Origin of the sequence: Chamaesiphon sp. VAR_48_metabat_135_sub (genome assembly GCF_031418915.1) — a bacterium.
Classification (GTDB): domain Bacteria; phylum Cyanobacteriota; class Cyanobacteriia; order Cyanobacteriales; family Chamaesiphonaceae; genus Chamaesiphon.
In genome coordinates, this window is record NZ_JANOJV010000091.1 from 1 (window position 1) to 19,526 (window position 19,526).

The 19,526-nt window shown below is 45.3% G+C and carries 20 protein-coding genes; 15 read left to right on the top strand and 5 right to left on the bottom strand.

Annotated features, from left to right (window positions below):
- Nucleotides 1-426 precede the first annotated feature (426 nt).
- The 7 genes from RMO55_RS06920 to RMO55_RS06950 all read left to right on the top strand — a co-directional run bounded on the left by RMO55_RS06920 (nucleotide 427) and on the right by RMO55_RS06950 (nucleotide 8,192).
- On the top strand, nucleotides 427-1,533 hold the full coding sequence (locus RMO55_RS06920; RefSeq protein ID WP_310425263.1) for a HAMP domain-containing sensor histidine kinase: 1,107 nt from the start codon (nucleotides 427-429) through the stop codon (nucleotides 1,531-1,533).
- 1 nt (nucleotide 1,534) lies between these two features.
- Entirely contained in the window at nucleotides 1,535-2,188 is a 654-nt protein-coding gene (locus RMO55_RS06925) for a response regulator transcription factor (RefSeq protein WP_310425265.1), read from the top strand.
- A gap of 242 nt (nucleotides 2,189-2,430) precedes the next feature.
- Nucleotides 2,431-3,177, top strand: a complete 747-nt coding sequence (locus RMO55_RS06930; RefSeq protein WP_310425267.1) for a phycobilisome rod-core linker polypeptide — start codon at nucleotides 2,431-2,433, stop codon at nucleotides 3,175-3,177.
- Nucleotides 3,178-3,466: 289 nt separating this feature from the next.
- Complete coding sequence (locus tag RMO55_RS06935) at nucleotides 3,467-3,847, top strand: response regulator (protein WP_396134204.1); 381 nt, start codon at nucleotides 3,467-3,469, stop codon at nucleotides 3,845-3,847.
- Between the two features lie 20 nt (nucleotides 3,848-3,867).
- Nucleotides 3,868-5,784, top strand: coding sequence for a response regulator (locus tag RMO55_RS06940; protein ID WP_310425273.1), 1,917 nt, complete (start codon nucleotides 3,868-3,870; stop codon nucleotides 5,782-5,784).
- A 102-nt stretch (nucleotides 5,785-5,886) separates the two neighbouring features.
- A complete protein-coding gene (locus RMO55_RS06945) occupies nucleotides 5,887-6,477 on the top strand; it encodes a tetratricopeptide repeat protein (protein ID WP_310425277.1) in 591 nt (196 codons plus the stop codon).
- Between the two features lie 323 nt (nucleotides 6,478-6,800).
- Nucleotides 6,801-8,192, top strand: a complete 1,392-nt coding sequence (locus RMO55_RS06950; protein ID WP_310425280.1) for a GAF domain-containing protein — start codon at nucleotides 6,801-6,803, stop codon at nucleotides 8,190-8,192.
- Nucleotides 8,193-8,280: 88 nt separating this feature from the next.
- Here the strand turns inward: RMO55_RS06950 and RMO55_RS06955 are convergent, their stop codons facing one another.
- Entirely contained in the window at nucleotides 8,281-9,240 is a 960-nt protein-coding gene (locus tag RMO55_RS06955) for a DUF362 domain-containing protein (RefSeq protein WP_310425282.1), read from the bottom strand.
- 55 nt (nucleotides 9,241-9,295) lie between these two features.
- On the opposite strand from RMO55_RS06955, the gene RMO55_RS06960 reads away from it, so the two are divergent.
- Nucleotides 9,296-9,883, top strand: a complete 588-nt coding sequence (locus RMO55_RS06960; RefSeq protein WP_310425284.1) for an NYN domain-containing protein — start codon at nucleotides 9,296-9,298, stop codon at nucleotides 9,881-9,883.
- Here RMO55_RS06960 and RMO55_RS06965 read toward each other — a convergent pair.
- A complete protein-coding gene (locus tag RMO55_RS06965; RefSeq protein WP_310425287.1) occupies nucleotides 9,863-10,462 on the bottom strand; it encodes a histidine phosphatase family protein in 600 nt (199 codons plus the stop codon). The genes RMO55_RS06960 and RMO55_RS06965 overlap by 21 nt on opposite strands.
- A 456-nt stretch (nucleotides 10,463-10,918) precedes the next feature.
- On the opposite strand from RMO55_RS06965, the gene RMO55_RS06970 reads away from it, so the two are divergent.
- The 4 genes from RMO55_RS06970 (at nucleotide 10,919) to RMO55_RS06985 (ending at nucleotide 15,384) form a co-directional block, all read left to right on the top strand.
- The gene (locus RMO55_RS06970) at nucleotides 10,919-11,875 is read left to right on the top strand and encodes an RNA polymerase sigma factor, RpoD/SigA family (protein WP_310425289.1); all 957 of its coding nucleotides are present in this window, start codon (nucleotides 10,919-10,921) and stop codon (nucleotides 11,873-11,875) included.
- A gap of 107 nt (nucleotides 11,876-11,982) precedes the next feature.
- Complete coding sequence (gene mutT, locus RMO55_RS06975; RefSeq protein WP_310425292.1) at nucleotides 11,983-12,381, top strand: 8-oxo-dGTP diphosphatase MutT; 399 nt, start codon at nucleotides 11,983-11,985, stop codon at nucleotides 12,379-12,381.
- A 262-nt stretch (nucleotides 12,382-12,643) separates the two neighbouring features.
- Nucleotides 12,644-13,594: an ABC transporter ATP-binding protein gene (locus RMO55_RS06980; protein WP_310425294.1), complete on the top strand. Its 951-nt coding sequence runs from the start codon at nucleotides 12,644-12,646 to the stop codon at nucleotides 13,592-13,594.
- Between the two features lie 161 nt (nucleotides 13,595-13,755).
- Nucleotides 13,756-15,384, top strand: coding sequence for a hypothetical protein (locus RMO55_RS06985; RefSeq protein ID WP_310425296.1), 1,629 nt, complete (start codon nucleotides 13,756-13,758; stop codon nucleotides 15,382-15,384).
- A gap of 149 nt (nucleotides 15,385-15,533) precedes the next feature.
- Here RMO55_RS06985 and RMO55_RS06990 read toward each other — a convergent pair whose 3' ends face one another.
- Nucleotides 15,534-15,698, bottom strand: coding sequence for a hypothetical protein (locus tag RMO55_RS06990; RefSeq protein WP_310425298.1), 165 nt, complete (start codon nucleotides 15,696-15,698; stop codon nucleotides 15,534-15,536).
- A 310-nt stretch (nucleotides 15,699-16,008) separates the two neighbouring features.
- Here RMO55_RS06990 and RMO55_RS06995 point away from each other — a divergent pair, with 310 nt between their 5' ends.
- The 3 genes from RMO55_RS06995 (at nucleotide 16,009) to RMO55_RS07005 (ending at nucleotide 18,349) form a co-directional block, all read left to right on the top strand.
- Nucleotides 16,009-16,527 (top strand): phycocyanin subunit beta, encoded by a 519-nt coding sequence (locus RMO55_RS06995; protein ID WP_396134203.1) that lies wholly within the window; start codon nucleotides 16,009-16,011, stop codon nucleotides 16,525-16,527.
- Between the two features lie 377 nt (nucleotides 16,528-16,904).
- A complete protein-coding gene (cpcA, locus tag RMO55_RS07000; RefSeq protein WP_310425300.1) occupies nucleotides 16,905-17,393 on the top strand; it encodes a phycocyanin subunit alpha in 489 nt (162 codons plus the stop codon).
- A gap of 140 nt (nucleotides 17,394-17,533) precedes the next feature.
- A complete protein-coding gene (locus RMO55_RS07005; protein ID WP_310425303.1) occupies nucleotides 17,534-18,349 on the top strand; it encodes a HEAT repeat domain-containing protein in 816 nt (271 codons plus the stop codon).
- Nucleotides 18,350-18,387: 38 nt separating this feature from the next.
- Here RMO55_RS07005 and RMO55_RS07010 read toward each other — a convergent pair whose 3' ends face one another.
- Together RMO55_RS07010 and RMO55_RS07015 are read right to left on the bottom strand one after the other, a co-directional pair.
- On the bottom strand, nucleotides 18,388-19,167 hold the full coding sequence (locus RMO55_RS07010; protein ID WP_310425305.1) for a PEP-CTERM sorting domain-containing protein: 780 nt from the start codon (nucleotides 19,165-19,167) through the stop codon (nucleotides 18,388-18,390).
- 166 nt (nucleotides 19,168-19,333) lie between these two features.
- On the bottom strand, nucleotides 19,334-19,522 hold the full coding sequence (locus tag RMO55_RS07015; RefSeq protein WP_310425306.1) for a hypothetical protein: 189 nt from the start codon (nucleotides 19,520-19,522) through the stop codon (nucleotides 19,334-19,336).
- Nucleotides 19,523-19,526: the final 4 nt, after the last annotated feature.

The window sequence follows — 19,526 nt, forward strand, 5'->3', positions numbered from 1 at the left end:
ACGCCGCTGTCTTGAAAAGGTGCTCTACTTGCGGCTCACCTTTGGACGGGTTCCCCGTCAAAAAAGGTGAGACAAGACGGGGAAACCCCAAGACCGCACTTTTCGCAAACCGTCGGGGAACAAAGGCGTGCGCGAATCGCTGCGCCTCTGCGGTTTAAAAAATTAGATCTATTTAAAAGCACGATCGAATCATGACCCATATTTAGATTGTTGCAAAGATATAACTTTCTGTTTAGCTGAGTTTAATCAAGTCCTATCTAGATCCCGAACATAGTTAATATTTCGGTGTTTAGTTGATGTTTAGATTTTGTTTAGAACGATCTAAGTCTGACCGATCGCGCAGCGTCTCCAGCAGAGAATCGATCGCATTGAAATATTCTCGTTAAACTACGATCGATCCCACCTTCATTGTGATGTCTCCTATCTATGCCAACTCAATCGAATTACTCAGCACAAATCCCCCCCCATCCAGAAAAATCACCTTGGTGGTGGGTAACTATTGGGTTATTCGCGCTAGTATTTGTACTAGAGATGCTCACACCACCTGACTATGTAATGGGCTATCTTTATATCACGCCGATTTTGTTTGCCAAACCCCGAATAAACCACAGCAACAAATTACTAATAACCGAGATCGCGGTCATATTAACACTCCTCAATATCTGGATTCCAGGCGATCGAGCAATATACCCAGCGATGGTAGCAAATCGGTTGATTACTGGATTTGCTCTAGTTGTAACTGGAATTTTGAGCGATCGCAATCGGCATATTCAACAAACTATCGCCCAACAACAAGCTAAACTTCAAATTCAATCAAAACTAGCAAGTCTACGTGAAGATTTTGCGGCGACATTAGCCCACGACTTGAAAACTCCAATATTGGGGGCGATCGAAACTCTCCAAGCATTCGATCGATCGCAATTTGGACATGTACAACCCCAACAAAAAAGCGTCCTGAATACCATCATTCGCAGCCACCAAAATAGCTTACAATTAGTAGAAACCCTGCTCGATGTCTATCGTAATGATCTCGAAGGATTGCAACTAAATTGCACCTCGATCGATCTGGCTAAATTAGCCGAATCTACCACCACAGCTCTAGCCGATCTTGCCGCTAGTCGCCGTGTTTATCTATCATTAAACTATGGAGACTCCGACTTTCGCACCTTCCTCTGGGTGAATGGCGATGCTTTCCAATTGCAGCGGGTTTTTACCAACCTGCTTACCAACGCCATCAATCATTCACCACGGGGGGCAAAAGTGGAAGTTATCTTAGGTACCCAAGGTTCGCAACAAGTAGTTAAAATTGTCGATACAGGTGCCGGAATTCAACCAGAAGAAATGCCACATTTATTCGACAGGTTTTATCAGGGTGAGAGCGATCGTCAAGCTAGCGGTTCGGGATTAGGATTGTATCTCGCTCGGCAAATTATCGAAGCACATAACGGTACTATTTGGGCGGAGAATCGATCGCCTCGAGGTGCGATTTTTGGCTTTCGGTTGTCGGCTATTAACCATATCCCAGAATCGTGAAATGCAATTAGATCGCCTAAAAATTCTGTTAGTTGAAGACGACGAACTATTTCGCCTCGGCTTGCAAGTGCGATTGCAACAGGAACCGGAAATTGAAATTTTAGTTGAAGCAAAAGATGGTGAAACCGCGATCGATCTGGCAAAACAACAACCATTCGATCTGGTACTGCTCGACATTGGTTTACCCGGCATGGGTGGATTAGAAACCTGTCGTCAACTCAAGCAAAATTATCCTCAATTACCGATTTTAGTCCTCACATCTCATAGTGAAAAGCCACTCATTGCCCGCTTAGTGACCGCTGGAGCGCAGGGTTACTGCTTAAAAGGAGTCGCAGCCGAAACCCTCTTTTTAGCCATGCGCTCGGTCATTGCTGGAGCCTCGTGGTGGGATGCCACCGCCACCGCCGAAATTCATACTCTGTTTCAAAATAACACCGCACCAGATCGATTGACGGCAATTAGTCTAACTCCACGGGAACAAGAAATTCTCGCTTTAATTGCGACATCTAAAGTCGATCGAGAAATAGCAGAGATTCTGTACATCACTCCAGGCACCGTGCGCGTTCACGTCCACACTATTTTACATAAATTGGGCGTGAGCGATCGCAAACAAGCGGTTTCGATCGCCATCGAGAACAATTTCTGGCGTTGCTGATTTACGGCACGTTGCTGAATTGATGTATGATTCACCATTCTCGCAACAAACAGTTATCCTTCCCCTCCCCGCTCCCCCCTCTCTTCTCTAGTTTTTCATACCTGAATTCAGCAACGCCATTTACGGCACGATCTCGAAAATTAAGGAATGTAATTTTTTCAGTAGAGAGCAAGAGGCGGGGGCGAATCGGGATTATGATGAGAAAAATTGTAAAGTTTCGTAAGAACAAGCAGCTATAACATATGCCTATTCCTTTATTAGAATACGCCCCATCGTCTCAAAACTCGCGGATTAGCGGTTATGAAGTCGGTAGCGACGAACAGCCCAGAGTTTTCTCGACAGATAACTTGCTCTCCTCGACTCAAGTCAGCGATTTGATCGAAGCTGCTTATCGTCAGATCTTCTTTCATGCTTTTGCAGCAGATCGCGAAAAGTTCTTGGAATCCCAATTGCGGAGCGGACAAATTACCGTGCGCGACTTCATTCGGGGTTTGTGCTTATCCAATACTTTTACCAATAGTTTCTACAATCTTAATAGTAACTATCGGTTCGTCGAACAATGCGTCCAGCGGGTGCTAGGACGACCTGTATACAACGAAGCTGAAAAAATTGCTTGGTCGATCGTCGTGGCGACTAAAGGTCGTGCTGGCTTCATTAACGACATTCTCAATAGTAACGAATATTTGGAAAACTTCGGCGATAGTATCGTCCCATTCCAACGTCGTCGGGTATTACCTTCTGGTGCGAGTGCATTACCTTTTAATATTCAATCTCCTCGCTATGATGAATATTATCGCGGGAAATTAGGCTTCCCCAAAATTTCTTGGAATGTTACACCACGGAGTTCTCAGCCTGTCGCTCAAAAACCCAAAGCAGGCGATCCTGCGGTGTTTGTGGATATGGTACAAAGTCTCGGTTATCTGGGCAATCCACCTCAATCGATTTCCGCTCTAAATCTAGATTATCAAAATCTAGTACCTCGTCGCTAGATTAGGGGTTAGGGATTAGGTGTTAGGCTTTAGGTGTTAAGTGTCAGGGGTTAGTGAAATTCAAATTTTACTCTGTTACCTAATTTTGGAAAATTAGCTGTTCCCAGCCTAAAACCTAAAGTCTCAAGCCTAATTTAACGATCTATTTAGATTCGGAGCTTGGATAGTGTGCGACGATCTAGATGTAGCAATTTTGACTTATCGGCCACTATTGTTCAGGTTCGGTAAACGGTTGGTAATCGTTCATCATCCCGCAGCGAGTTCTAGAGAAATAAGCAGAGGTTGTATCGTGAGTAATAAACGGATCTTAGTAGTTGATAACGAACCGTCGATCCAAGAAGTTGCTCAAATTTGTCTAGAAACTGTGGCTGGATGGGAAGTAACGATCGCGGGTTCTGGATTGGAAGGAATCGCCGCAGCGGAGCGGGAACAGCCAGATGCGATTTTGTTAGATGTGATGATGCCAGATCTAGATGGTTTGGCTACTTTTAGTAAGCTGCAAGCCAACCCTGCGACTCGATCGATTCCCGTGATTTTGCTCACAGCCAAAGTCCAAACAACCGATCGACAGAATTATACCGAATTGGGGATTCGATCGACGATCGCTAAACCATTTAGTCCCCTAGAATTAGCCCAACAAATCGCCACAACTTTGGGCTGGAAACTCTAAATAGTTAGCTGGTAGAAAGCATGAAAATTTTAGTAGTTGAAGACGATCTACTAGTTGCTGAGGCACTCAGAATTACGCTCTCCGATCGAACATATGCCGTTGAAGTTGCCCATGATGGCCGATCGGGATTGGACTTTATCGAAGCATTTGATTACGATCTTTTATTATTAGATGTAATCTTACCCAATCTCGATGGGATTAGTATCTGTCGTCATGTCCGATCGCGTGGTTATATGATGCCGATCTTACTATTGACGAGTAAAGATAGCAAACACGATCGAGCGATTGGTTTAGATGCTGGAGCGGATGATTATGTCATTAAGCCTTTCGATCCAGAAGAATTATCCGCACGAATTCGCGCCCTATTGCGACGGGGTAACGATCGAATGCAACCCGTTTTGACTTGGGAAGATCTGACGCTCGATCCGCGCAACTATGAAGTCACTTATCAGCACCAACTGCTAAATCTCACCCCCAAGGAATATTCCTTACTCGAACTATTCTTGCGTCACAATCGGCAATTGTTCAGTTGTGGAGCAATTTTAGAACACTTGTGGACGTATGAAGATGCACCGAGTGAAGAGGCGGTACGCACTCATATTAAGGGACTCAGGCACAAACTCAAAGCCGCAGGTGCGCCCACTAATCTCGTTGAAACTGTCTATGGGATTGGCTATCGACTCAAACCTAACGATCCGATTGTCTCTCGATCATCAATTGCCGCAGATCCTCAGATCGAGATCGTACCTGTAGAGCTACCGATCGAGTCTACCACCACCCGCAGTCAAACAGCTACAGCCACCAATTCCCTGCATTTTCTCACCGATATTTGGAATCGACATTACGCCCAAATACTCGATCGAGTCGCCAGTATCGATCTGGTAATTAACGCGCTGGAAGATCGATCTTTGACAACCGAAATCCGCCACCAGGCTTGGCAATCTGCTCATACTCTCGCTGGTACCCTCGGTACATTTGGATTGTCACTCGGTTCCCAAATCGCCAAACAAATCGAATCACTGCTAGATGCAAATTCAGAGCTGACTCCCGCCCAAATTCCCGAATTGAAAAGTGGCGTAAAGCTGTTACGACAAGAGATTGCGAGTAAAACCGCTCCAGTGGAAACAACAATCGTCACCCCGCCAAACAGTCCATCCCCACAGCTACTCGTCGTCACGAGCGAGCCAAATTTAGCCTCGTCTTTAAGATCCGCCAATCCAGGTAAGTTTGAAATTGTCAGTGCGACTGAGCTATCACTCGGCCAGTTAGCTCAAACACCACAGTTAATCATCCTCGATTTAGATTGCTTCCCACAGATCGCTGATGGGTTGGCTGTCTTATCCGAATTGGAGCGAGATTATCCACAGATTCCGACGATCGTTTTGAGTCAACCCAACCCACCAGCAAACATTAATGGTGAAGGGGCGATCAGGCTCCACCAACGCATCAAACTTGCCAATAGCGGTGCTAAACTCTCGCTCTCGAAACCCCTAGCTGCTGGACAGATTTTACTCGCTGTCGATCGAGTCTTACAACAAGCCCGCGCCAGTCAAGCCAGAGTGACAATCGTCGATGACGATCGATTGCTACTAGAAAGTGTCAGCGCATTATTATCGCTTCAGGGCATGACGGTGACGACATTATCCGATCCCAGCCGATTTTGGGAGACACTGGAGGCTTCCGCGCCAGATTTACTGATTCTCGATTTAGACATGCCCACCCACGATGGGATCGAACTCTGTCGCGCAGTTCGCACCGATCCCCAGTGGGCGAGTCTGCCGATTCTATTTCTCACCGCTCACTCTGCCTCGATTGCTAGCGATCGCGTTTTTGCCGCTGGTGCAGATGACTTTGTAACTAAGCCTGTCATTGATTCTACCCTTGTCACCCGCATTGTCAATCGGCTCGAACGAATCGGACTAGTACTGAGCGGCTGAAAGGCTGAAATGAGTTATGCCAAATTGCTGACGTTAATCACAGCATAATCTTCATCGCACTTTAACAATAGAGATACAACCAGTTATCAATTGTTATCTGTTATGAAAACTAGCTCCTTCGTTGCCCTAATTGGCTCCCTTGCGATGAATGGAGTTAACGCTTTTCATCAACCTGCTGTTGCCGAACAAGTTGCTACTATTGCCCAAAATATCACACTGACATCGACTGAATACATTGCTGCAGCAAAACAGAAGTACGGGAAAGGAGATTATGAAGGGAGTTTAGCTAACTACAATCGTGCCATTCAAATCGACCCCAACCATGCTATTATTTATTACAATCGTGGTTCGCTCAAGCATATCGATTTCCATGATACCCAAGGAGCATTGGCCGACTACAATCGCGCGATTCAACTCGCTCCTAAATTTGCGGATGTTTACTATAATCGTGGTTCCTTGAAAGCTGAAAAACTCCAAGATATTCAGGGAGCATTAGCTGACTACAATCGCGCGATCCAGCTTGCGCATAGACTGGCAAATGCTTACTTCAATCGCGGGCTAATAAAATACGATCTGTTGGACGATCGATCCGGTGGAATTACCGATCTGCAACAAGCAGCTAAACTATTTAAACAGCAAGGCAATCCGAACAACTATCAATCGACTATCGATCGATTAAAGAAATGGCAATAGACAAAAAATTTATGACTAGAACATAAGTATATACCGATCGCGCTGGTAAGTCGTTCGCGAAGCGTGGGCTTTGCCCAATCGTGGTGGTTCGGACATTCTCTACATCAAAAATATTGTCAATCCGAACTCAGCGATTTTACTGAGTTAAACAATTAGAATGAGTTATATTAGTCAAATATACATAGCTAGACTCTAGCGCAAAATGTGTGAATGTTGAGGATTTTTACGATCGATGAGGTTGTAACTGCTACGATAGCTGTGTATAAAAAGTTGCGCACCAGTTTGCACTGGTTTTCGTAGCATCCTTGCCCCGATCCATTCGGATGTCTTTTGCTGTAACCATGTTCACCAATCTGATCTCTAGAATCCACGATCGTTCGCAAGCTGAAGATATTCTTCAAGCAGGTGTGGAAAGTGTCAAACAAGCTCTGAGCTGCGATCGAGTAGTAGTATATAGTTTGCAGCCGCAGCATTTGGGGAAGATTGTCGCGGAGTCGGTAGCTCCAGGATTTCCACGCACGATGGAGACAACGATCGACGATCCCTGTTTCAATGCGCGATATATTGATAGTTATCGTCAGGGGCGGATTAGTGCGATCGATGATGTCCAATTAGCCAGGATTACACCTTGTCATCTGGAGAATCTCGAAAGGCTTGCCGTTAAAGCTAATTTAGTCGTCCCGTTACGCTTGCCAGATGATGAGCTATATGGGTTGTTAATTTTGCACCAGTGCTCGGCACCTCGCGTCTGGAAACAAGAGGAAATTACGCTCTCAGCCCAGATGTCCGCCCAAATCGGCTGGGGTTTAGCTAATGCCGTGCGGTGGTTGGAATGTCAAACTATCCAATCGTCTGTCGATCGACAACAGCATTATAATGAGCTACTGGCTACTGCTACTCAAAAAATTCACCAGGGGAGTACTCGCGCCGAAGTTTTACAACTTGCCACCGCTCAAGCCCAATCTAGTCTAACAACCGATCGAGCGATTGTCTACGCGATCGCCCAACCCAATCTTGGGAAAATCATCGCTGAATCGACATTACCTGCATTGTCCCCGATTGTCGGGATGACGATCGAAGATACCCGATTTGAGTCTCGCTATATCGAGCAATATCAGCAGGGACGAGTTCAATCGATCGATAATATCCATGAATCAGGGATAAATTCCTCCTCTATAGATAGTTTAGTAAATATTGCCGTCAAAGCTAATCTTACCGTCCCAATTATTGGTAGTCAGGATGAGTTATTTGGGCTGTTAGCTGTGCATCAGTGTTTTAACTATCGAACTTGGCAAGCGATGGAAATAGAACTGCTCAGACAGATTGGCATCCAAACTGGTTTAGCACTCACTAAAGCACAGTTTCAGGAAGAAGTAGCGGCGATGAAATCTTCGCTCAAACGAGCTAGCATGGTGAAAGAATCAATTGTTACTGCCGATACCCAAATGCATCAGGTCAAAGGTGCTCTTTCTAACTCCGTCCAAACCTTAGAGGAAGCCAAACATCTCCTGCGATTACTCAGTCATGAGGTTAATGCACTCACAGATAAGTTGTCTAGCGAAGATATTAACTTAGTCAGAATCATCGCCAAAAAATTGCAAGGAAATGCTGAAACCGCCTCAACCGAAACCAGTCTACTTCAGTTCGAGATCGCCGAACTCGAAACAGTCATCAATTCAGCAATTAAAGTATATAAATCCAGAAGATCTAATTAAGAATTAAGTAGGGTGCGTTAGCGATAGCGTAACGCACCAAAATCCCGAATCCCGAATCCCAAATCCCGAATCCCGAATCCCTATCCCCCTATTTCTGATAAGCTGCCATTGGTTCTTTAATCAACCGAATATAGAGGTGGCGGAAAGTCGATTTAATTACTCGTGGGAGGGCAAAATCGATCGGCATCAGAGCTTCAGGTAGCTTCCAATCGCTGCAACTCAAATCCACCGGACGCATCAAGGGAAACTCGATCGATTCCAAAGTTGGAGCTAATCCCAATCGTTGCGCCGCCGCCGCCGTCGGTACCAGGTGCGCCTCGACATTTAAAACTTCCAACATTGCCACATCTAGCGCGAATACATCCGCAGAGGCACCTAAAACGCCGAGTAACCTGGGTTCGCCCCCACTAGGGCCATTGCCTTCATGTCCGATGATGCCGTCGATAATGGTCAAATTTGGGCTAATGGCGCGGGCGGTTTCGACCAGCATTTCACCAAATCTTTCGGCACTTTTACCTGCTTCCATGTGCCACCAGGCTTTCATTTTGCCAGGAACGCAACCGAACAGATTTTTCACGCCTAAAGTCATGGTAAGTTGCATGTGGGATTTGACTTTGGGTAAGTTAATCACCACATCAGCTTCGATCGCTTCTTTACTCAGTAGAAGATGATTAAACTCAGTACTGGCTGTCTCGTAACGTTTGCCATGAAATTCGACTACTGGTAAATCCAGTTCCGCCATCATCGGTAAATAACCATTGGATTTAGCCACCCCCATCGCACTCCCAAATGCTGGACTATCTCCAAAAAATGGCTTTCCACCCGCTTCAATTACGAGTTCGGCGACACATCTGACTAATTCTTGCCGAGTAACACATTCTTTAGTCGGACGCGCACCAGTCAATAGGTTCGGCTTGAGTAAGACTCGATCCCCTGGTTTGACGAATGCACTAATTCCACCGAGTGGTGCGAGTACTGCTTCGATCGATGCTCGGAGTGCTGCGGTTTCGTATGATGTCGCGCGAATTAGACTGACAGTTGGAGACATGTTAATATTAAAGAAGCTAATATAAAAATTTATTAAGATAATTGCAATTTAAACCATGCATCCCTCACGTAAACAAGCTGTACTGCTCGTTGACGGCTACAACGTGATTGGAGCCTGGACAGACTTGCACGATAGACACACAAGGCATAATCCGCTCCAATCGGGATCGAAAGAAGACTTGGAATCAGCCCGATCGAAACTAGTCGAGGCTTTGATTAATTATAGTGCCTACGAAGACTACGAGACTAAAGTGGTCTTTGATGCCTATAGTAGGGATGCCCCAGCCTATAGTGAGATTATCACCCCCAATCTATCGATCCATTACACTGACTTTCTCGAAACTGCCGATACATACATCGAAAAGTTCTGTGCCGCCTTCCGCCACGATTTGCACTACTCAGGCTCCAGGCTAATTGTAGCAACATCCGATCGAGCGCAACAACTCACGGCTATCGGCTTTGGTGCCGAATGGATCTCCTCCCCCCAACTAATCTCCGATATTGATTTTAGTGCCAAACGATCGAGTCGGCGACATCGTCCCCAGAAACAATCCTCTGGACGTTTTCTCTTCAACTCTCTCGACTCCAAAGCCCAAGCGAAATTATCTGCGCTCCGACATGGCTTACCCATCGACGATACTTGACAGCCATCGCCCATCGGTACAAATTAATTTAATCGTGCCGCCACAGGGTAAATCGTAAGTCTTCCAATCATCGTTACCAGTTAAAGCCGCTGCAATACCGAGTACAGAACCTTTGTGAGCGATCGCTAAAGTATTTTGACAATTGCCTTGCATTAATTTATATGCTATGTTATTGATACGTGCATCTAGTTCCTCAAAAGTTTCAGGGTAGCAGGGTATAACTAGAGATTTATAAGTCACATCAATATTTGGGTGAAATCTGAGTAGATTTTCAACCGGAGTAGTCTCTGGGAATCCTGAAGTCCAGTCTTGGCACAACCATTCACATAAGCCCCACTCCAACCACATTGGTAACTGAAGTAATCGCGCTAATGGATCTGCTGTTTGAATTGTCCGTAGAAAGGGAGAAGTATAAATTCGATCGACCTGGACTCGACTCAACTGGGCAGCTAACGAGCTAGCTCGATCGAATCCTTGAGTCGAAAGGGGTGGATCGTAAGGATAAACCGCCGTGTCAAACCACTCTGGTTGAATAAAGTCCAGTCGATGTGCGTGGCGAACTAGCCAAAGTGTCTGCATCGATCGAGGGGGAGGGAGAAGGGTGTACCAGAGCAGAAATTAAACCAATGTTGCTGGTTAAGCCTAAATATCTCCGAATTGTGTTGTCGATCGCCGTTGTGTAACTAAATCTTAACTATGATGAGAGTGAGAGCTATATCGATCGGGTCGCGTACCGTAGGTAATCGGGACGGTTATTGGTAAGGATTTGGGTGTGAATACCGACCCGATCTAAGTCTAGAATGTTCGGAGTCGTTACCCTCAGCCAATTGGCTGAGGATTAAAAAAGATCGTCAGTAAATGTTTAGAAATGTTAAAATTGTTAGAACGAAAGTACATATAAACTTGAGCGTCAAGTACAACTGATGCTTCCCAATGCAACAGCCATTGTTATTTAACCGTCAACTGTTAATGAGATAGCGATCCCTGCAACCGAGATTTTGCATCTAAATTCCCCCTTACATTTTAGCCAGAGTCATGAAAACTGCTCAAGCATCAACTGATACTGTCCGTACCTACCTCCGTGAAATTGGGCGCGTGCCCCTGCTCACCCACGAGCAGGAAATCCTGTTTGGTAAGCAGGTACAGCAGTTGACGATCCTGATGGCGGTCAAAAATACTCTTATAGAAGAACTCGGTCAAGAACCTAGTTTAACTGAATGGGCAACTGCTGCCAATATCGATCCTCTCCAACTGCAAAAAACCGTTGCTGCGGGTGAAAACGCCAAACGCCGGATGGTAGAAGCCAATCTCCGGCTGGTAGTCTCCGTCGCCAAAAAATATATCAAGCGAAATATCGACCTTTTAGATTTGATTCAAGAAGGGACGATTGGGATGCAGCGTGGAGTCGAGAAATTCGATCCCAGCAAAGGTTATCGTTTTTCTACCTATGCTTACTGGTGGATTCGCCAAGCGATTACTCGCGCCATTGCCGAAAAAGCTCGCGCGATTCGGTTACCCATTCACATCACCGAAAAACTCAACAAGATCAAAAAAGCCCAACGCGCTCTGGCTCAACAATTTGGACGAGCGGCAACAATTAATGAGCTAGCCGCAGAGTTGGAGTTATCATCCAAACAAGTGCGGGAGTACCTAGAGCGGGCGCGTCAACCGTTATCGCTCGATCTCCGAGTGGGTGACAATCAAGACACCGAGCTGGGCGATTTACTTGAAGATCCAGGGATATCTCCAGAGGAGTATGTCACCAATTCATCGCTCCAGCTAGACTTGGAGCGGATGATGTCCGAACTGACACCACAACAGCAACAAGTACTGACGCTCCGGTTTGGTTTGAAAGATACTCAGCCGCTTACCCTTGCTAAAATCGGCGAATTGTTGAATATCAGCCGCGAACGGGTACGTCAAATCGAGCGGGAAGCAATTGCCAAACTCCGCAAACGCAAAGCTGATATCGGTGAATATCTAGCTTCTTAAATATTTCAAGTCCGCTGATGCGGGCTTTTTTTTGGATAATAGACAGACAGATCCCCGACTTTTGGAAAAAGTCGGGGATCTCGCCAAACCTAAAATAACTGTGAATCGTGAATTTAGAACTACCCCACAAACGAATTGGTGTCGCCGTCATCTGGGATCGATCTGGGCAAATTTTGATCGATCGACGCAAAGTTGGTGGGACAATGGGGGGACTGTGGGAGTTTCCAGGCGGTAAAATCGAAGCAGGGGAAACGGTGGTTGAATGTATCGTGCGCGAGATTCGCGAAGAATTAGCGATCGAAATTACCGTCGGCGAGCATTTGATTTCGATCGACCATACCTATCCTACCTTTCACTTGACACTAATCGTCCATCATTGTCAGCATATCAGTGGCATTCCTCAACCGATCGAGTCTGAAGAAATTCGGTGGGTAAATGTCAGCGATCTAGCAAAATACCAGTTTCCCGCAGCTAATGTTGCAATTATCGATGCAATTAGGGGGTAGGGATAGGGAAGTGGATAGTGAATAGTAGATAGAGTAAACAACATTAATTCTCCCAGTCTCCCAAGTCACCAAGTCCCCCAAGTCCTCAAGTCCCCTCGTCCCCCTTTTTCATACCGCCGAAAACTACCCCCTATTTTCCCAACATTGCCGGAATCGCTAGTTGTAGCATTGTATTTAAGAAGAAGTGAAGTTTTCAGACTGAGCGATATTCTTTCGCTGCAACTGGGTACACTCGGATAAATACGGCACTAGAAGTAAGGCAATGGCGACAGAATTAGCAATTCGGACAGAAGATTTGACCAAACAATTCGATCGTTATGTTGCTGTAAATGGCATAGACTTGGCGGTAGAAGCTGGTGAAGTCTATGGGCTAATTGGCCCCAATGGTGCGGGTAAAACTACCCTGATGCGGATGCTAGCCACCGCTGAGGAGCCAACTCTGGGCGAGATCTATATTAACGGAGAACGGTTGCTGCGCGATCGATCTAATGCCAATCTCAAACGGTTATTGGGCTACCTTCCCGATGATTTTCCCTTGTATGACGATCTGACGGTTTGGGATTATCTAGATTATTTTGCTAGACTATACAAATTAACTGCCGAGCGTCGTCAGCGGCGGTTATATGATGTGCTGGAATTGGTACAACTGAGTACTAAGCGCAACAGTAAGATTGCTACTTTGTCGCGAGGGATGAAACAGCGATTAAGTCTGGCACGGACGATTATCCACGAACCAATTTTACTACTTTTAGATGAACCTGTATCGGGATTAGATCCGATCGCGCGGATGCAGTTTCGGCAGATTATTAAGACGCTGCAAGAGGCGGGGATGACAATCTTAATTTCATCTCATGTCTTGAGTGACTTAGCCGAACTTTGTACGTCGGTGGGAATTATGGAGTTAGGATTTTTGGTTGAAAGTTGTCGGCTTCAGGATCTCTATCAACGATTGAGTCGCCAACAGATTTTGATTAGTACGCTGGGAGATTTAGAAATTCTCAAACGGGAGCTGAAGGGTAATTCTTTGGTTGCCGATCTCGAAATATTACCTGGGACAAATCAGCTTCGAGTGGGATTTTCTGGTACAGAAGAGGATGCGGCAGAGTTATTGCGATCGCTCATTCATGCCCAACTACCGATTACTAATTTTCAATGTACTCAGGAAGATTTAGAAACTATTTTCTTGAAATTAGGACATCAACAAGCCTCGTAGATTAGCCGCAGACATTCAAGAGATCGATCGACAGCAATTTTCAATTAGCGAGGACAAATATATGAGGTAAGTCTCTAAATAGTTTAAGGATTAAATTCAAAGCCAGTCCCTACATTTTTCACTATTTAACTATGATAATATTAGACAAGCTAATCGATAAAATGGGTAACTCTAACCCGCAAATATTTCGAGAACTCAAAGAACGTCTGACACTGCGGAATATTGGAATTGCAGTTATCGGAGCATTGATAGTTCAAGTATTTATCTCGATCTATTTTAACGGACAGATTCCTACTCCCACATATGTAAATTATCCGACACCCAATAAACTTGTAGAAGTTCACAGTAAATACTGCGATCTGCTAGTGAATAATAACGGCTATGAAAATCAGCTATGTAAGCTGAATGGAGCTGGTGATTTTATGATTAACTGGAAAAAATGGTGGGCGGACGTTTTTGTCTGTTCGAGTTGGATTATACCTTTGGGACTGATTTTAGGATCGGTATACATGCTGGTTGCCGATCTAGTTCAAGAAGAAAAACGCGGTACTCTCAACTTTATCCGACTCAGCCCTCAATCAGCACGGAAAATTTTTATCGGTAAAATCTTGGGCGTACCGAGTTTGGTATATCTTACCACCGCCTTGATGTTACCATTTCACTTATTTGCTGGATTTAATGGTGGGGCTAGTATTGGATTACTAGCTGGTTGGTATGTCTCGATCGGATCGGTCTGGTTTCTATTTTCTAGCGCAGCGGTATTATATGTTCTCCTCGGCGGGATTCAAGCAATTTTAACAGTTATTGCGGTTGCTTATCCTGTCTGTCTACCACTATGGGGAATTAATGCATTTGCAGCAGCAACGATTAATCAAGACGAATGGTTAACCATCAACGCTCGCGAAAGTATATCTTGGTTTGGAATACCAGTTTTTGGCAGTGCAATCGGGATGTATGCTTTTGTTACTGCTTGTTGTCTTATCGCTAGCTATTGGGCGTGGGAAGCTTTAGAACGTCGATACCTCAATCCCACCGCCACCGCCATTAGTAAAACTCAAAGTTATCAAGTCAATCTTTGTTGGCAAATATTCATCGCTGGATTGGTAATTCCATTGATGCCACGCCTAAATTATTATAAATTTGGGATGATTAATGGATTTGCAGTCATGGACTTCATCGCATTAGCGTTATTGATTCCGATGCTATTGCCCAGCAAACAAGCCTTACAAGATTGGAGTCGCTATCGTCGCGAACGAGCCACCGATAAACAACCTAAGTTTTGGCAACGCGAATTAGGCCAGGATTTACTATTTAACGATAAAAGTCCTACACTACTGGCGATCGCGATTAATATCGGGATGGCGATGGTACTATGGGTACCCGTATCACTAATTACCTTCGGCAATCTCAGTCATGGAGTCAGATTTATCGCTGGCGGATGTTTAGCTACTAGCCTAATTTTAATCTACGCCGCGCTCGCTCATTTAGGTCTATTTCTCAAGGTCAAAAAACGCAATCTCTGGATTGCAGCGATCTTGGGTGGCGTGATGGTATTACCACTCCTTGGTGCTTTTGTCCTATCGCCCAATCATGCGCCAACTGGATTGGCGGCGATGCTGCTGTTATTCTCGCCATTTGCACCGATGGGTATTCTTAAACTTGCAGGCGGAAGTATCTTAGTCACATTTGCCGCACAGCTAGCGATATTTGGCATTTTGACTCGCCAATTGCAACGGAAATTACAAATTAGCGGACAATCCCAAAGTAAGGAATTACTCGCTCAAGGTTAATTGTTAATTAATAATTAACAATTGGGTTTTAATAGCGAGGGAATTAGACAAAGTTGTGCATCGATCCCGCTCTGAAAGCCAACCCGCCGCCCACCAGTGGATCGTGCCTTGTAAAGATTTTCGCCCAGTTTCTTAGAGAAGCTGGGTTTTTAGCTGTTTGTGGGATCGTCATCTTTGGGTTTACTCTTAGCCTTACGGATTAATTGGGCGATCGTGCGTGAAAGCGAAAGCCCAGAGTCAGCAGCGAGCTTCTCTAGCTTCTCGCGCTCGATCTCATCGAGGGAAACATTTAAGCGATTTTTTTTTGTGCTCACAGCGCAAAAGTGGTGTAACTATGGTACCAATTATCCAAGTTAGAAGCTTGGCAGGGAGAGAATATTAACGTTTGTGACAAAGATCGGCAGAAGTAGACAACAGGGCCCATAACATTGTATAAATTTAACTTAATAGGTAGTGCTGGTTACTAAACACCAAATCGATGCCAACTAGCGAAAACTGGTTAGCCTCTCATCTTAGTACGAGAGTTTTCACAGATTCATTAAGCTATGTTACGCTATCAAGAGGAACCTCTCATAGGTTCATTTAACACCAAAAACTATTAAGCGCGTAAAAGGATTAAATATTATGTTAGACGGATTCTCTAAGGTTGTTGCTCAAGCAGACGCTCAAGGTCAATACCTGAGTGCTGGACAGTTAGACGCATTATCCGCAATGGTAGCCGACGGCAACAAGCGGATGGATACTGTCAACCGGATCACGAGCAACTCCTCCACCATCGTCGCTAACGCAGCACGGAGCTTATTTGCTGACCAACCAAATCTGATTGCTCCAGGTGGAAACGCTTATACTAGCCGCCGCATGGCAGCTTGTCTTCGCGACATGGAAATCATTCTCCGCTATGTAACTTATGCGATCTTCGCAGGTGACGCTTCCGTCCTCGACGACCGTTGTTTGAATGGTTTACGTGAAACTTACTTAGCATTAGGTACTCCAGGTGCATCCGTAGCTGCTGGTGTTAGCAAAATGAAAGATGCTGCTGTCGCAATTGCTGCTGACAAAAATGGAGTCACCAATGGCGACTGTAGCGCGTTGATGTCTGAAGTAGCTGGTTACTTCGATCGCGCTGCAGCAGCAGTAGGCTAGTTTCAGACAGAAAGTGGAAAGTGGAAAGCGAAATAGCTAACTAGCAGGTGGACAAAACAAACCAGCTATATTTAGTTGACTTTTAACTTTCAACTTTTAATTTTCTGTCTTGATGCGCCGCCAAAGTCGTTTTTTTATTCGGGGGGAACCCCCGAATAAAAACGCCGCTGTCTTGAAAAGGTGCTCCACTTGCGGCGCACTTTTGGACGGGTTCCCCACTGGGCGAGTCACCCGACCAGCAGCACTTTTCGTTGCTTGGTGCGCTAAACCCTCGGCAAAGCCGAGGAGCGCGCATCCGCAAACCGTCGGGGAACAAAGACGAGCGCGCATCGCAACTTTCAACTAATGTAAACCATTCATAAAGGACATAAAAAAACATGAAAACTCCATTAACCGAAGCTGTAGCTACTGCTGATTCTCAAGGTCGCTTTTTGAGCAGTACCGAAATTCAAGTTGCTTTTGGTCGTTTCCGCCAAGCTACTGCTAGCTTGACTGCTGCTAAAGGATTGACTGCTAAAGCTGATTCCTTAGCCAGCGGCGCGGCTGATGCTGTGTACAAAAAATTCCCTTACACCACCACCATGTCTGGTCCTAACTTTGCAGCTACCGCTACTGGTAAAGCAAAGTGTGTACGTGACATCGGTTACTACCTGCGCATGGTAACTTACTGCTGCGTAGTTGGCGGTACTGGTCCTATGGATGACTACCTCTTGGGTGGTTTGGCTGAAATCAACAAAACTTTTGACTTATCCCCTAGCTGGTATGTTGAAGCTCTCAAGTACATCAAAGCAAACCACGGTTTGTCTGGCGATGCTGCGGTAGAAGCTAATTCTTACCTCGACTATGCAATTAACTCCTTGAGCTAGTCAATTGCTCTAACCCTAAGTCAATTCCAGCCGTTTGCGATTTCGTTGGCGATGGGAAATGACTTAGGGTATTTTTTTATCTGTAGGCTGTAAAATAGGGATAGATCGCAGATTTTAATCCAGGCGACGCAAGAACAATAATGGATGATGACTCGGAAATTCAAGCTGGCGAACCACTAACCATAGCACAAGCGATCGAGAATCTCTATGGCGAAGATTTAGGGTTGCGAATATATGCAGCCTGGTGGCTGGGTAAATTTCGGGTAAACGATCCTGCGGCTGTGATTGGATTGATTGCCGCTTTGAAAGATGAAGCAGATCGTACTCCCGAAGGTGGCTACCCACTGCGTCGAAATGCGGCTAGAGCATTAGGGAAATTGAACGATCTTCAGGCTGTGCCTGGTTTGATTGAGTGTTTGAGCTGCACGGATTTTTATGTGCGCGAGGCGGCGGCACAATCTCTAGAAATGTTGGGAGATCCTGCCTGTATTCCGCATTTAGTTGAGATCTTAACTGCATCCGTTCGAGATGGAAAACTATTACCACAGGGCGAAGATTTTTCTCAACCTTATGATTCCATCTTAGAAACATTAGGTACCTTGGGCGTAACGGCTGCTGTACCATTAATTCAACCATTCCTCGCACATCCAATTCCTCGGATTGAGTATGCTGGGTTGCGAGCTATGTACCAATTGACCCAGGATGCGGCCTATGGCGATCGATTGGTACGATCTTTATCAAATAGTGATTTACAAGTTAGAAGAGCACTCCTGTCCGATTTGGGGGCAATCGGGTATCTTCCCGCCGCAGTACCGATCTCCCAATCCCATGCTGAAAATAGTCTGAAACTAATCGCCCTCAAAGGCATATTGGAAGCCCAGATTATGCTCTCACCATTCGACAGGTTATCTGATGGTGCAGTTCAAGTCATGCAGTTGATGGACGAATTGCTTTAGGATTGAAAGTAACTGTGAAGCATGGCATTCGGGACGGTTTATAGTTTTGCTTGACGTTTCTTAATCGCATAAAATACAACAGCCCCGCCAATCAATAAGCCTGGTACCGCAGCAGGTTCGGGGACGCTAGCAGCAGGCGCAGTAGTATCAGTGAGCACTAAAGAAATATTATCAAAATATCCAGATGCAAAACCTGAGTAGCCAGGAAATCCTCTACTAAATAAATTCACCGAAATACTTCGAGTTCCGATAGGAACTAACCCCACATTATTTTTCTCAAATAGTCCAGGCATAGTCACAGATGAATCTCCAAGCTCATAACCGCCTAGGGTTTGAGCGGTTCCACCGATAACTTCACTATTAAAAATCACTCGCAGATACGCAATATCCAATTGACCGGGACTACCACCAAAAAAGGCGGATAGATCGGATTGTGCATGACCTGCATCGATAATACTAGAAAGTGTCGATACATCAATTTGTTGGGATACAGCAGTGTTCCGCCATTCTGGTCCGCCATAAAAGAAATTGTTACCGCGATTTACTGGTCCTGGATCTGTAGTTTGGGGAAAAATAGTTCCTGGGACAGTGCTAGTGGTACCGTACCCAACCACTCGAAAGTCGGAATTTGTCGTCCAACCAGCAATCTGGCCAGTCACAGGATCGACAGGCGATTCGGCATCTCCATTGACGATCGTATTAGTACCCAGTGTCACAGCTAAGGCTGAATTTATACCAACGATTCCAGTCCCGATAATTGAAGCCATCAGAGCAATTGTGGCTGTGATGATCGAAGATTTTACAATATTATTTTTCATGATATCGATTGGGGCTATGTTTTGGAGTTTTTCTGCTTCTCAAACTACTTTTTAAGATGAAGTATGATTTGAAAGCATAGTCCAACCATATCCCAGCCTTAAAAATATCATAATCCGCCATCTGGCTTAATTGTTTTCAAGCGAGATTTTCAGCCCAAAGCCTAATTCACCGAGAATTTTTGACAGCAGTCATAAAGAAGACAACTGTCAGGGGAATGGCTGCGGCTAAAATGCTGCCTGTGACTGCCATGCCTAGCTCTGGCGTACCAGAACTGAGTTCAAATACCGAACCGACTGCGGCAATCGCTGAAATCGAGGCACCAAGCAAACAAAAACCAGTGATTGGGGTGTACATGAAC

What these genes read in the sequence shown, in the direction of transcription:
- RMO55_RS06980 (WP_310425294.1), top strand. Translation starts at nt 12,644, where the DNA reads ATGGCGACAGAATTAGCAATTCGGACAGAAGATTTGACCAAACAATTC.
- cpcA (WP_310425300.1), top strand. Translation starts at nt 16,905, where the DNA reads ATGAAAACTCCATTAACCGAAGCTGTAGCTACTGCTGATTCTCAAGGT.
- RMO55_RS06995 (WP_396134203.1), top strand. Translation starts at nt 16,009, where the DNA reads ATGTTAGACGGATTCTCTAAGGTTGTTGCTCAAGCAGACGCTCAAGGT.
- RMO55_RS06940 (WP_310425273.1), top strand. Translation starts at nt 3,868, where the DNA reads ATGAAAATTTTAGTAGTTGAAGACGATCTACTAGTTGCTGAGGCACTC.
- RMO55_RS06950 (WP_310425280.1), top strand. Translation starts at nt 6,801, where the DNA reads ATGTCTTTTGCTGTAACCATGTTCACCAATCTGATCTCTAGAATCCAC.
- RMO55_RS07010 (WP_310425305.1), bottom strand. Translation starts at nt 19,167, where the DNA reads ATGAAAAATAATATTGTAAAATCTTCGATCATCACAGCCACAATTGCT.
- RMO55_RS07005 (WP_310425303.1), top strand. Translation starts at nt 17,534, where the DNA reads ATGGATGATGACTCGGAAATTCAAGCTGGCGAACCACTAACCATAGCA.
- RMO55_RS06925 (WP_310425265.1), top strand. Translation starts at nt 1,535, where the DNA reads ATGCAATTAGATCGCCTAAAAATTCTGTTAGTTGAAGACGACGAACTA.
- RMO55_RS06920 (WP_310425263.1), top strand. Translation starts at nt 427, where the DNA reads ATGCCAACTCAATCGAATTACTCAGCACAAATCCCCCCCCATCCAGAA.
- RMO55_RS07015 (WP_310425306.1), bottom strand. Translation starts at nt 19,522, where the DNA reads ATGTACACCCCAATCACTGGTTTTTGTTTGCTTGGTGCCTCGATTTCA.
- RMO55_RS06965 (WP_310425287.1), bottom strand. Translation starts at nt 10,462, where the DNA reads ATGCAGACACTTTGGCTAGTTCGCCACGCACATCGACTGGACTTTATT.
- RMO55_RS06930 (WP_310425267.1), top strand. Translation starts at nt 2,431, where the DNA reads ATGCCTATTCCTTTATTAGAATACGCCCCATCGTCTCAAAACTCGCGG.
- RMO55_RS06945 (WP_310425277.1), top strand. Translation starts at nt 5,887, where the DNA reads ATGAAAACTAGCTCCTTCGTTGCCCTAATTGGCTCCCTTGCGATGAAT.
- RMO55_RS06970 (WP_310425289.1), top strand. Translation starts at nt 10,919, where the DNA reads ATGAAAACTGCTCAAGCATCAACTGATACTGTCCGTACCTACCTCCGT.
- RMO55_RS06985 (WP_310425296.1), top strand. Translation starts at nt 13,756, where the DNA reads ATGGGTAACTCTAACCCGCAAATATTTCGAGAACTCAAAGAACGTCTG.
- RMO55_RS06960 (WP_310425284.1), top strand. Translation starts at nt 9,296, where the DNA reads ATGCATCCCTCACGTAAACAAGCTGTACTGCTCGTTGACGGCTACAAC.
- RMO55_RS06955 (WP_310425282.1), bottom strand. Translation starts at nt 9,240, where the DNA reads ATGTCTCCAACTGTCAGTCTAATTCGCGCGACATCATACGAAACCGCA.